This window comes from Psychrobacter sp. 1Y10 (assembly GCF_052259005.1).
GTDB lineage: Bacteria > Pseudomonadota > Gammaproteobacteria > Pseudomonadales > Moraxellaceae > Psychrobacter > Psychrobacter saeujeotis.
Genome location: NZ_JBQQES010000007.1, coordinates 46,708 through 58,799, shown reverse-complemented (window position 1 = coordinate 58,799; position 12,092 = coordinate 46,708). Strand labels below are relative to the sequence as shown.

General features: G+C 42.5%; 11 protein-coding genes and 1 other RNA gene. 8 read left to right on the top strand and 4 right to left on the bottom strand.

Features of this window, described 5'->3' with window-relative positions; all coding sequences use genetic code 11:
* Nucleotides 1-62 precede the first annotated feature (62 nt).
* On the bottom strand, nucleotides 63-908 hold the full coding sequence (locus ACTXGH_RS10015; RefSeq protein ID WP_439296366.1) for a UDP-2,3-diacylglucosamine diphosphatase: 846 nt from the start codon (nucleotides 906-908) through the stop codon (nucleotides 63-65).
* Nucleotides 909-964: 56 nt separating this feature from the next.
* Complete coding sequence (locus tag ACTXGH_RS10010; RefSeq protein WP_299219215.1) at nucleotides 965-1,480, bottom strand: peptidylprolyl isomerase; 516 nt, start codon at nucleotides 1,478-1,480, stop codon at nucleotides 965-967.
* A gap of 246 nt (nucleotides 1,481-1,726) precedes the next feature.
* On the opposite strand from ACTXGH_RS10010, the gene ACTXGH_RS10005 reads away from it, so the two are divergent.
* From ACTXGH_RS10005 to ACTXGH_RS09980, 6 genes are all read left to right on the top strand, one after another.
* Nucleotides 1,727-3,454 (top strand): glutamine--tRNA ligase/YqeY domain fusion protein, encoded by a 1,728-nt coding sequence (locus ACTXGH_RS10005; protein WP_439296365.1) that lies wholly within the window; start codon nucleotides 1,727-1,729, stop codon nucleotides 3,452-3,454.
* A 125-nt stretch (nucleotides 3,455-3,579) separates the two neighbouring features.
* Entirely contained in the window at nucleotides 3,580-4,593 is a 1,014-nt protein-coding gene (locus ACTXGH_RS10000; protein ID WP_439296364.1) for a patatin-like phospholipase family protein, read from the top strand.
* Nucleotides 4,594-4,735: 142 nt separating this feature from the next.
* Nucleotides 4,736-5,482, top strand: a complete 747-nt coding sequence (locus ACTXGH_RS09995; RefSeq protein ID WP_439296363.1) for a phospholipase D family protein — start codon at nucleotides 4,736-4,738, stop codon at nucleotides 5,480-5,482.
* A 198-nt stretch (nucleotides 5,483-5,680) separates the two neighbouring features.
* Nucleotides 5,681-6,319, top strand: a complete 639-nt coding sequence (locus ACTXGH_RS09990; RefSeq protein ID WP_439296362.1) for a peroxiredoxin — start codon at nucleotides 5,681-5,683, stop codon at nucleotides 6,317-6,319.
* A gap of 163 nt (nucleotides 6,320-6,482) precedes the next feature.
* Entirely contained in the window at nucleotides 6,483-7,139 is a 657-nt protein-coding gene (locus ACTXGH_RS09985; protein WP_439296361.1) for a glutathione S-transferase family protein, read from the top strand.
* 252 nt (nucleotides 7,140-7,391) lie between these two features.
* The gene (locus tag ACTXGH_RS09980) at nucleotides 7,392-8,258 is read left to right on the top strand and encodes a DUF4377 domain-containing protein (RefSeq protein ID WP_439296360.1); all 867 of its coding nucleotides are present in this window, start codon (nucleotides 7,392-7,394) and stop codon (nucleotides 8,256-8,258) included.
* A gap of 131 nt (nucleotides 8,259-8,389) precedes the next feature.
* On the opposite strand, the gene ruvC is transcribed toward ACTXGH_RS09980, so the two are convergent.
* A complete protein-coding gene (gene ruvC / locus ACTXGH_RS09975; RefSeq protein WP_299219227.1) occupies nucleotides 8,390-8,974 on the bottom strand; it encodes a crossover junction endodeoxyribonuclease RuvC in 585 nt (194 codons plus the stop codon).
* A gap of 143 nt (nucleotides 8,975-9,117) precedes the next feature.
* Here ruvC and ACTXGH_RS09970 point away from each other — a divergent pair, with 143 nt between their 5' ends.
* Nucleotides 9,118-9,738: an FxsA family protein gene (locus tag ACTXGH_RS09970; protein WP_439261149.1), complete on the top strand. Its 621-nt coding sequence runs from the start codon at nucleotides 9,118-9,120 to the stop codon at nucleotides 9,736-9,738.
* A gap of 110 nt (nucleotides 9,739-9,848) precedes the next feature.
* Here the strand turns inward: ACTXGH_RS09970 and ssrS are convergent.
* Nucleotides 9,849-10,044, bottom strand: a non-coding RNA gene (ssrS, locus tag ACTXGH_RS09965) — 6S RNA.
* 241 nt (nucleotides 10,045-10,285) lie between these two features.
* On the opposite strand from ssrS, the gene gpmI reads away from it, so the two are divergent.
* Nucleotides 10,286-11,923, top strand: a complete 1,638-nt coding sequence (gpmI, locus tag ACTXGH_RS09960) for a 2,3-bisphosphoglycerate-independent phosphoglycerate mutase (RefSeq protein WP_439296437.1) — start codon at nucleotides 10,286-10,288, stop codon at nucleotides 11,921-11,923.
* The last annotated feature ends 169 nt before the right edge of the window (nucleotides 11,924-12,092 follow it).

Below are 12,092 nucleotides of genomic sequence, written 5' to 3'. Positions count from 1 at the left end.
GAGGCTGCGAAAACAACGTTTCATCTCGCTGTATCGTTTTTATATCGAATTAACTATAGATATCATGCCATGAGTCGTTTAAATTCAACCAATTTAAATTCAGCTTTATTGCTATCTGAGTGTTCGTTAGCGATCACCACACCAATCACTGCGCTGACCATTGGTTTACTAGTGTTTTGATTTAGCAGTCGCCAATCTCCCAGTACATAGCGTTTTTTAGTGTCGGTCGCTTGATGGATATCTGGACGATGCGTATGGCCATGGAGTAGAGCATCGCTGTTAGTCACGGCTTGTATCACCGCATCATCGTTGACATCCATAATATGAGTGGCTTTATTGGCATTATTTTGCTGGCTTTTTTGGCGCATTTTATCGGCGATTGCCAAACGTTTTTCTAGGGGTTTATTAAGCAGATACCACTGGGTTAGACGGTTACGCATGATTTTACGAAAAAACTGATATTTCTTATCATCAATACAAAGCGCGTCGCCATGCTCAAGACGATAGTTTTGCTGTCCGACAGTTAAGGTATATGGCTCATAAATCAGCTCACCACCGAATAGGTTACAAAAAGGCTGATCCAATAAAAAATCTCGGTTGCCATGCATGACTAAAATCTCACAGCCTGCTACCCGCAATTGTTTTAATTTAACGATAAGCGGGGTGAGCCAATGGCTTTGGCGCGCGTCATTTGACAGCGTTAAATAAGCGTCATCACCAATCCAGACCTCAAACCAGTCGCCTAAGATAAACAAGCGCTTGAGGACAGGTAGAGCAAGGCAGTCATTGAGCAGTGCTAAAAAAGCCTGCACTAAGGCAGGCTCCTCTGGCGATAAATGCAAATCGCTGATCAATACTTGTCGCACCTCGTGAGGGCGGGTCGTTATCAGGTGATTAAACGTTTGCATTTATCATAATCCTTGTCGTCTATTATCAGACTATAAGTAAAGCTTACTTATATGACTTATTTAGAAACGATGGTCGCAGAGTTAATAACCACTGGCTCTTTTGGCACATCAGCATGCATACCAAAACGACCGGTTGGTACGCCGCGCATTTTTTCGATGACGTCCATGCCACTAGTGACTTTACCAAATACCGTGTAGCCCCAGCCTTGCATGTTTTTGCCAGAGTGGTTTAAGAAATCGTTGTCTTTGACGTTAACGAAAAACTGACTGGTCGCTGAATGCGGGTCTTGCGTACGCGCCATGGCGATGGTGCCTTTGTCGTTCTTTAGACCATTGTCCGCTTCGTTTTCGATTGGCGCATTGGTTGCTTTTTCGTTCATCTCAGCGTCCATACCGCCGCCTTGAATCATAAAGCCATCAATAATACGATGAAAAATCGTACCATCGTAATGACCAGATTTTACGTAGTTTAAAAAGTTTTCTACGGTTTTTGGCGCTTTTTCTTCGTTGAGTTCGATGACGATCGCACCCATACTGGTGTCAAGTTCTACTACTGGTGGCATGTCTACCATGAGATATTCCTTTTTGATTGCAGCGCCTTAAATGACACTGTCAAGTGGTGGTTGAAAGTTGGTGACTAAAAGTTATGGCTAGTCTAACGGCTTTTTTGTCGTCTGTCATGTATCAGGCTGTTAATGCGTTTGTGAAACCTGATAGAATAACGCAACGTTATCTTTTATCAGTCTTTTTTAATTTATCATTTTTAAGCGCGATGATACGCGCTATATCCTGAACACTTGCGCTAGGAGCAATGAGTAATGAGTGAGCACTCAAGCAATAATGCACAAAAAAACGACTTTATTCGCAATATCATTCGTGATGACGTCAACGCGCAAAAATATCCTCAAATCGTGACGCGCTTTCCGCCTGAGCCAAACGGCTATTTGCACTTGGGTCATGTGAAATCTATTTGTCTAAACTTTGGGGTAGCTGAGGAGTTTGGCGGTGTCTGTAACTTGCGCTTTGATGACACCAACCCAACCGCAGAAAAACAAGACTTTATCGACAATATCGAAAACGATGTTAGATGGTTAGGGTTTGAATGGGCAGGCGAGGCGCATCACGCCTCAGGCTATTTTGATCAGCTCTATGCATGGGCAGTGCAGCTCATTGAGCAGGGCGATGCTTATGTGGATTTGCAGTCGCCTGAACAAATCCGCGACAACCGCGGCTCATTTAATGAGGCAGGCACGCCATCGCCGCAGCGTGATGCCAGTGTCGCAGAAAACTTGGCGCTTTTTGATGAGATGAAAGACGGTAAGTTTGCCGAAGGTGAAGCGGTGCTACGTGCCAAGATTGATATGGCCAGCCCCAATATGAACATGCGTGACCCTGTCATCTATCGCGTCATGCATCAATCCCATCACCAAACCGGCGATAAATGGTGCATTTATCCGATGTATGATTTTGCTCATCCGCTCTCTGATGCGCTCGAAGGTATCACCCATTCATTGTGTACGCTGGAATTTGAAGACCATCGTCCATTCTATGATTGGGCCGTAGAAAAAATTGGCTTTGAGGTACCGCCGCATCAGTATGAGTTTAGCCGCTTAAATGTCGATCACACTATGACCAGTAAGCGTAAACTCAAGCAGTTGGTCGACGAAGGGGTGGTGAGCGGCTGGGATGACCCACGTATGCCGACCATTGCAGGTATGCGTCGCCGTGGTTATACGCCAGAAGGTTTGCGCGACTTTTGTGAGCGCGTTGGCGTGACCAAAGTCGACAGCGTTGTTGATTTTCGTTTATTAGAATTCAGTATCCGTCAGTCATTAGAGACGACGACCGCACGCGGCATGGCTGTGCTCAAGCCCTTAAAAGTGACGATTACGAACTTTGCGGAAGCGGTCAGCAGCTGGGAATCACAAAAGGCCGACAGCGTCAATGCACGCTGGGATGAAGGTGCTCAGACTCTATGGCTAAAGCAGCCAAAACATCCTAATATCGATATGGGCGAGCGTGAGATTCCGTTTACCGAAACCCTTTATATCGACCGAGGCGACTATGAGATTGAGCCGCCAGCCGGCTATAAGCGCTTGTCACCAGAAAAGCCAGAAATCCGCCTACGCAACACCTACGTGCTGGCAGTGACTGAGCATATTACTGACGATGCTGGCAATGTGACCGAGCTAAAAGCGACGATTGATCCGGCGACGTTGGGTAATAACCCTGAAGGCCGCAAGGTCAAAGGCGTGATTCATTGGGTGTCAGCCAGCCTTGGCGTCCCTGCGACCGTACGCATGTATGAGCAGTTATTTAGTGTCGAGGACCCAGGTAGCGCCAGTGATGTGCATCAAGTGCTCAATCCCAATTCATTGACTGAGCTTGCGGCTGTAGTTGAGCCGTCGCTCGCCAACGCTGATGCTGGCACGCGCTTTCAGTTTGAGCGTGAAGGCTACTTTATCGCCGATAGCGAGGAGCACACCAGTGACAAGCCTGTATTTAACCAAATCGTCAGCTTACGCGACAGTTATAAGCCAGCTTAATTATTGTCTATCAAGCTCAAAAGTACGATGTTTGGATTAGGGATACAAGCCAGTAGTAAGATGTGTTTGATTGTTTGATTCAATAGACATGCTCAGCGACATATCTAAGGGAGAATAAAGAGATTATGACTAAAAAGTCGATCAATCTAGCATTGCAGGGCGGCGGTTCTCACGGCGCCTTTACTTGGGGCGTACTAGACTATTTTATGGAAGATGGCCGAATCAGTGTAGAAGGTATTACAGGGACAAGTGCTGGAGCCATGAATGCAGCGGTATTAGCTCAAGGCTATATGGATAATGGTGCAGATGGCGCACGTGAGGCGCTTGAGCAGTTTTGGCGTCAAGTGGCTTATATGGGCATGATGAACCCCGTTAAACGTAGTCCCTTAAGTATTTTGACTGGCAAGTGGGATGTGGACGACTCACCAGCGTATCTAATGCTTGATTTATTTAGCCGGGTTGCTTCGCCTTATGATACCAACCCGTTGGATATCAACCCGCTACGTGATCTGGTTGAGTCTACCATCGATTTTGAAAAGGTCAGAGCATGTAGCAAGTTAAAGCTGTTTGTGGCGGCAACCAACGTGCATACGGGCAAAATAAAAGTATTCAATCGTGAAGAGCTGACCGCAGACATGATTTTAGCTTCGGCGTGTCTGCCTTCTTATTTTCAAGCGGTTGAAATCGATGGTATACCGTATTGGGACGGTGGTTATGTTGGTAATCCACCTTTGTATCCTTTGTTTCGTACCACCAAGTCTCAAGATATTATGATTGTGCAAATTAACCCTATTGAGCGCAACGAAACCCCAACAAGTGCCATAGAGATACAGAACCGTATTAATGAGATTTCGTTCAATTCATCTTTGTTAAGAGAGTTACGAGCGATTGATTTTGTGACCCGTCAGCTACAAGAAAACAATTTGGATAAGGAGCGCTATTCTAAAGTATTCTTACACCGTGTTGAAGCCACCGAACAAATCAATCCACTGTCAGCGTCTAGTAAAATAAATTCTGAATGGGCGTTTTTAACGCACCTGCGTGATATTGGCCGCGAATCTGCAAAAGCCTTTCTTGATCAACACTACGAGGGTCTAGGTCAACAGTCTACCTTAGATTTACGCCGTGAATTTTTATAAATGAATTATATAAGTTAAAGTATTGACGTTATATATTAAACTCGACAATAGTAGTTTGCAATTGTGCCTATTTCTAGTACGCTAGAGATGGGCTTTTTTGTGCATAAGTATAAATTTTAATAATAGATATTGGTGGTAAAAAATGGCAAAATTTTTGAACAGTAGTGGCACAACTTATCATTTGGAAGAATTGATCAAAAATGCATCGGATAGATTGGTTATTATTAGCCCATATCTAAAGCTGAATGAACGTATCAAAGAGCTATTAGAAGATCGTAATCGACTAAAAATTGATATCCGAATTGTTTACGGTAAAAACGACTTGCACCCTGAAGAAATAAATTGGCTTAAAAACTTGACCTTTATTCGTACCAGCTTTTGTAAAAACTTACATGCCAAATGCTACCTTAACGAAAACGAGTGCATTATCACAAGCTTAAACCTGTATGAGTTTAGCCAAGTCAACAACAACGAGATGGGCGTGCTTATCTATCGAAATGAAGATGCTAAGCTCTATGCTGATACTTATGAGGAAGCACAGCGTATTATTCGTATTAGCGATGAAGTGCGTATGTCGCTTGAAAAAGTCAGTGAGTCTGAAGATAAAGCGATACCTGCTAAAGAATCAGTAAATCCTAATATCGATACGTTCGATAAGTCTAGCGCAGAAGCGGTAACGCCAAATTATTCGAAACTCACGACCGCAAAGCTTGCAAAAGAGCTGGGTTTAAAGACGCAAGCGTTAAATGATAAGCTAATCGCAGCAGGCTATTTACAAGAGCAAGAAGGGGATCTGGTATTGACGGATGCTGGCCGTGTCGCTGGCGGCACAAGCAAACGTGGTAAGTTTGGTGAGTTTTGCTTATGGGATGCTGGAATGGTGATTTAATCTATATTGATTCCCTTAAACAAAAATGGAATAACCGCATTACAATCCGTCACAAGACATTCATAACCAGTTTGTTAATATAAAATAGAATGCTTACTGACGTGAGCCACGTTATGGTTTCATAACTACGCCCGTCGATGATAATAACAGAGCGCCTTGAGACACTTTAGCGCTCATTACTAATACAAGGAATTAAGTATGGCACATTTACGTCTAGGTGACGCTGCACCAAATTTTGACGCTGTAACCACAGATGGTGATATTAATTTTTATGATTGGGCAGGGGATAGCTGGGTTGTGTTGTTTTCGCATCCTGCCGACTATACGCCAGTTTGTACGACTGAACTTGGACGTACCGCAGCACTGGGCGGAGAGTTCCAAAAACGTAACGTCAAACCCATTGCGCTGTCAGTTGATGGTTTAGAAGATCATAAAGGCTGGGTGGGTGATATTGAAGAGACTCAGGGTACGGCGGTCAATTTCCCTATCATCGCGGACTCAGATCGCACGGTCGCCAATCTTTATGACATGATTCATCCAAACGCTGATAATACTGCCACAGTTAGAAGCGTCTTTATTATCGATCCAAACAAAAAAGTACGCTTGACGCTAACTTATCCTGCCAGCTGTGGTCGTAACTTTGATGAAATCGTTCGAATCATCGATGCGCTACAGTTATCTGATGAATACAATATTGCGACGCCTGTGGACTGGCAAGATGGTGACGACGTTATTATTCCACCAAGCGTCAAAAACGAAGATATCGCTGCCAACTACCCTAAAGGACATACTGAAATTAAGCCATATCTACGTACCACACCTGCACCAAACAAATAAGCTAAGTGCTATAGTCCGGTTAAATCACAGATTAAAACCCAAAACCTCATAACGTAAAGTTATGAGGTTTTTTACTAATATGCTGATAAGTATTAATAAGGCTTTGCTATGATAACTATAGTAGGCTATAACTAGTATTGATCACCCTTCCACGGAGTTTGCCATGAAGACATTGTATGTAACTCGTACTGCCCCTAATCCACGTAAAGCACTTATTTTACTAGCCTCAAAAGGTATCGACGTTGATGATATGGATGACATAAATGTCGTAGATATCGACTTTGCAGCCAATGAGCAGATGTCAGACGCTTTTACCCAAATGAATCCTATGCAAACAGTACCAGTATTAACCCTAGATGATGGTACTGTGCTTAATGATTCTCAAGCGGTTTGCGAATACCTTGATCGCGTCTATGGTGAGCGCTCAGTGATGGGCAATGACGTGGTACAACGTGCACAAGTCTGCTCTATGCGCCGTATTGCTGAGTTTGAAGTTTTATACAACCTTATGCTGGCATTTCAACACAGTCATCCCTCTAAAGCCCAGCGCGTTGAGCAAGTACCAGAGTTTGTAACACCGTCTATAAACCGTGCAATCAAAGCACTGTCTTATTTTGAAAAAGCGTTAGATGGTCATGAGTACTTAGTGGGGGAGCAAATAAGCTTTGCTGATATTGTGCTATATTTAGGATTAGATTTTGGCAAGATTCTTAAGGTTAATCCCAATGAGCAAGGAGAAAATTTAGCGCGCTTTTATCAAATGATGAATGAGCGTTTTAATATCAAAAAAACGGCCAAACCTACAAAGAATTGCAGATAAAAAAGCTCGGTATAACGCTATATTTTATACAACATTCAATAATGGATAGTTAAGAGATTGACTATCCATTGTTATTTGGAAGAATAGTACGGACAGTTATATGTGAATATAATAAAATTAAACATTTAGTTACATAAGGTAACGTAGTTATTCTTACAGTAGTTATACTATTTGATATCGTTCATATCACCTGATAAAAGAAACCGAATACTTGTAAGCAAGTTTAAATAACTGTCGTAAGAGAGATGTAACATGGTAAGTAAAATTTTAAAATTCTCTTTGCTGCCAAGTTTGCTAGCATCTGGCTTAGCGTTAACTGCCTGTAATAATACTTCAACCAATAATAATTCAAGCGATACTACTGTAGAAAATGCGGCTATCAATACTGATGCTCAATCAACACCTACTACTCAAAAACTTAGTGCTGAAGAAAAAATGAGTGCCAAGCTTGCTCGTTACCGCTGGACATTGGATACTGCAACTGATGCCGATACCCAGCCGATAACATCGTTAATGGATATTAACGACCAAGTTGTTTTAAACTTTAACAAATATCAAGGACAAAATACCATCAGCTATAGTGTAGGCTGCAATACTGTTAATGCTGTTTATCAGCTGCAAGATAATATACTGATGACTGAAGATGGTATGGGTACAAAAATGCTGTGTAATGATTTGAATACAGCTGAGAATAAACTAAATGAGTTAATGCAAAGTGAAAGCCAGCTAAGTTTGACAAATGAGGTGCCTCCAACCCTTACTCAAATCACAAGCGACAGCACTACTCTCGTTTGGAGAGGCAGAATGACAGCGCAAGCAAAGTATAATAGTAGAGGTGAAACAATATTTTGGGCAGTGGACGCAAACACAAAACTTTGTCCTAATGATAAGGCGCAAAGTTGTTTACAAGTAAAACCTATTACCTATGATGATCAAGGTATTAAGATAGACGAAGGTGAGTGGACAGCGTTCAAAGGTAATATTGAGGGTTATGAGCATAACCCTGGTCATGATGAAATATTGCGCTTACAGCGTTATAAGCTTGTAGCGGATGGCGACACAGATACAAAGTATGCTTACGTGCTTGATATGGTGATAGAAAGTTCGGTATCCAATTAAATACAATAGCTTAAAAAGCAAAACATGGCCATAAAAAGCACGTGCCTATATAATAGCGCGTGCTTTTTGTTTAATGGTTACCGATATTACAATGTGTTGCTTGATCGCTCATATATAGGACAAACAAGTGCTTAACGCAAATTCCCCAAGTCCTCTTCGGTTAGACGCCAGCGGCCCTTTTTCTTAGAAGCACCGCGTCCACGCATAGAGCTATTGAGCAATAATTTATTCATCGAATGACTAGAGTGCGCATGGCAGATGGCACAGGCTAGGCCGTCAGCAGCATCTGCTTGTGGCACCACATCTAAAGATAATATTCGACAAACCATTTCTTGTACTTGCTCTTTAGCTGCTGCACCGTAACCGCAAACTGCTTGTTTGATTTGACGGGCGGTATATTCTGATACTTCTAAATCCAGTGCGACCATTGCTGCAATAGCAGCGCCGCGAGCTTGCCCAAGCTTGAGCGCAGAGTCGGGGTTTTCTGCCATAAATACTTGCTCAATAGCAGCATAAATAGGTTCATTGGCATATTTTAGATGATACTGGGTAATACGAGTTAGACCATTAAAGATACGCTTAAGACGTTCAGGCATCTCTTTTGTGTCAGTACGGATAGTACCTGCATCAATATAAGTTAGCTTGTCGCCCGTTTGCTGAATAACCCCGTAGCCCGTCATACGTGAGCCAGGATCAATGCCTATAATAATTGTCATAGTATTCCGTCTTGCTTTCATTTTTTTATGGCTTAAAAATCAACCTCAAGTTTGATAGTATAGCAATCAATCCCCATATACATGACATGTTAACCATTTTAATTTTATGGTGCTTAATTTTTTATTTGATAGGATGACACTTTATGGGTCAGATAGTTGGTATTGCCATCGTTTGGTTTATTATTGAGATGCTAATATGGTATTTGCTTGCTCAATTTATGAGTGGCTGGCTTGTGTTTATGTGGTTTATTGTCGCTGCTGTCATTGGTATTTCTCTTATTCGTAAAGGCATGTCGGCTCTTAATCCGATGGCTCAGCAGATGAAAGCAGGAGGTATGATGAACCCTGCCATGCGTCCGCAAGAATCGACGATGCTCAAAAGTGTGGCAATGGCGGCGGCTGGAATTTTACTATTAATTCCAGGTATTATTAGCGATGTGTTAGCGTTGCTCGTGGTGCTACCTCCTGTCCAGAAGAAGCTCAAAGATGTAGCCAATAACTATGTCATGAATAATCAACAAAAAATGATGGAGATGATGGCCAAACAGATGGGTGGGCAAATGGGCGGTCAAAACCCGTTCGGTGGGATGGGTGGTCAAAACCCATTCGGCGGTGCAGGTGGGATGGGTAGTCAAAACCCATTTGGACAACAGCAACAGAATCCATTTGGCGATGTGTTCAAACAACATACCACGGTTGATGGTACGGCTAAAAACATTCCAAAAGATGTCAAGAAAATTAGTAAGTCTGCCAATGATGAATAGTTTTTTAATCGGTAAATAAGAGATTAGTTAACGATCAGACATAAGAAAAGCCCCCTTGTTCAATAAACAAAGGGGCTTTTAATGGCGTAACCTAGAAGGTGCGACCGAATATAACAACCAGAGTGCCGCCGTAAAATGGTGACCCATGAACCGTGAAGTTCAGGGCGGATGTGTCACTGCCTCGGCAGGTTTCCTGATACACCGCAAGCGGTGCAGGCATACACAATGAAGCAATAGATAGCACATCCAGGTAAAGCATTATCGGCTCAGGGAATAAACATTCACTAGCTAACACTCTAGAATATTTTTATCTTAACCAATGATATAACTGATTGCAAGCTGATTTACAGATTGATACTTTGTCTTAATCTTCGTTTTACTTATCAACGGCTTTAATTTAGTAACGGTTTAAAAAGCTTCATAAAATATATTGACTGAAAAATGTTGAGTTTTCAGCTATTTTGAGTTTTGTGGTAGTATAGACACTTTAATCTAATACAGTACTATAGGCGTTCATTCATTTGAGGAGCGGTAATCTATGTCCAATATGCAACAACAAGCAGAACATACCACAGACAGTAAAGCTAAGTCTAATAACAATCCTAACAAAAAAGTGCCACATGTCCTAATGATACTAGATGGTTTTGGACATCGTGAGGAAGCTGAAGACAATGCCATTGCCGCCGCAAACATGCCAAATTTGGATAATATTTATCAGCAGTATCCGCATGGGCTTATATCAGCTTCAGGAGAAGATGTTGGTTTACCAGATGGTCAATTCGGTAATTCAGAAGTAGGGCATATGAATCTTGGTGCTGGCCGTGTTCTTTACCAAGACTCAACCCGTATCTCAAATGAGCTTAATAATCGCGAATTTTACAAAAATGACGCGTTGGTTGAAGCAGTAAAAGCGGCTAACGAGTTGGGTGGTAATGTTCATATTATGGGACTACTATCTGATGGTGGCGTGCACTCACATCAAGATCATATTGAAGGTATGTGTCATTCTGCATTGGTTCATGGGGCAAAAAACGTTTTTGTCCATTGCTTTTTGGATGGTCGCGATACGCCGCCAAAATCTGCGGATAAGTATATCAATCGTCTGCGTGACTATATTAATAAACTCAATGCCCATTATGAAGGCGGCCGCGTACAGATTGCCAGTATCATTGGGCGCTATTATGCGATGGATCGTGACAACCGCTGGGATCGTGTACAAAAAGCCTATGAGCTTATTACTGAAGGAAAGGCTGATCGTCTAGCAACGCGAGCAGATGGGGCTGTCCAAGCGGCTTATAAAGCACGTGAGACCGATGAGTTTATCAGTCCAACGACCGTGATTGGACGTGATGAGATGCCATATACTGTTGAAGATAATGATGCATTAATATTTATGAACTTTCGTGCTGACCGTGCTCGTGAGCTTGCGCAAGCGTTTGTGCTACCAGATCATAAGTTTTCAGGTTTTGCTCGTCAAAAGCAGCCAAACCTTGCAGCTTTTGTGATGTTGACCAAGTACTCTGACGTTTTAGCAGATAACACTAAAACTAGCATAGCGTATTATCCAACCTCACTTACCAATACACTGGGTGAGTATCTGCAGAATCAGGGCAAAACCCAGCTGCGTATCGCTGAAACTGAAAAGTATGCGCATGTGACTTTCTTTTTTAGTGGTGGCCGTGAAGCAGAGTATGAGGGTGAAGAGCGTATCTTAGTGCCATCTCCAGATGTAGCCACTTATGACTTAAAACCAGAGATGAGTGCCCCTGAAGTGACTGATAAGCTAGTGGCTGCTATAGAATCAGGAAAGTATGATGTGTTGGTTGTAAATTACGCCAATGGTGACATGGTCGGACATACAGGTATTTTTGATGCAGCGGTACAAGCTGTGGAAGCGCTTGATGTATGTATCGGACGTATTGAATCAGCAGTACGGGCAGCTGGCGGTGATATGTTAATCACGGCAGACCATGGCAACTGCGAGCAGATGCAAGATTATGAAAGCGGGCAAGTGCATACTCAACATACGACAGAACATGTCCCTCTTATCTACGTTGGTGAGCAAAATATACGAGTACGTAGGGGAGGCAAGTTAAGCGATGTCGCTCCCACTATCTTGTCATTAATGAATATCGAACCACCAGCTGAGATGACGGGTAAGAGTTTGTTAATTCCTACCTTGTAGTAAACACGATTTTTTAGAAAAAAAGGGGAAAGACAGTATTTATCTTTCCCCTTTTTGTTTGCAGTATTACGCTATTTTCTAGTGGTGTCTTAATGCTATAGTCGATCCTACATAGAAAAAGTACAAAAATATAATAAGCTACTGAGCTAAATCTTGCATAGCATCGAGC

What these genes read in the sequence shown, in the direction of transcription:
- ACTXGH_RS10015 (WP_439296366.1), bottom strand. Translation starts at nt 908, where the DNA reads ATGCAAACGTTTAATCACCTGATAACGACCCGCCCTCACGAGGTGCGA.
- ACTXGH_RS10010 (WP_299219215.1), bottom strand. Translation starts at nt 1,480, where the DNA reads ATGGTAGACATGCCACCAGTAGTAGAACTTGACACCAGTATGGGTGCG.
- ACTXGH_RS10005 (WP_439296365.1), top strand. Translation starts at nt 1,727, where the DNA reads ATGAGTGAGCACTCAAGCAATAATGCACAAAAAAACGACTTTATTCGC.
- ACTXGH_RS10000 (WP_439296364.1), top strand. Translation starts at nt 3,580, where the DNA reads ATGACTAAAAAGTCGATCAATCTAGCATTGCAGGGCGGCGGTTCTCAC.
- ACTXGH_RS09995 (WP_439296363.1), top strand. Translation starts at nt 4,736, where the DNA reads ATGGCAAAATTTTTGAACAGTAGTGGCACAACTTATCATTTGGAAGAA.
- ACTXGH_RS09990 (WP_439296362.1), top strand. Translation starts at nt 5,681, where the DNA reads ATGGCACATTTACGTCTAGGTGACGCTGCACCAAATTTTGACGCTGTA.
- ACTXGH_RS09985 (WP_439296361.1), top strand. Translation starts at nt 6,483, where the DNA reads ATGAAGACATTGTATGTAACTCGTACTGCCCCTAATCCACGTAAAGCA.
- ACTXGH_RS09980 (WP_439296360.1), top strand. Translation starts at nt 7,392, where the DNA reads ATGGTAAGTAAAATTTTAAAATTCTCTTTGCTGCCAAGTTTGCTAGCA.
- ruvC (WP_299219227.1), bottom strand. Translation starts at nt 8,974, where the DNA reads ATGACAATTATTATAGGCATTGATCCTGGCTCACGTATGACGGGCTAC.
- ACTXGH_RS09970 (WP_439261149.1), top strand. Translation starts at nt 9,118, where the DNA reads ATGGGTCAGATAGTTGGTATTGCCATCGTTTGGTTTATTATTGAGATG.
- gpmI (WP_439296437.1), top strand. Translation starts at nt 10,286, where the DNA reads ATGCAACAACAAGCAGAACATACCACAGACAGTAAAGCTAAGTCTAAT.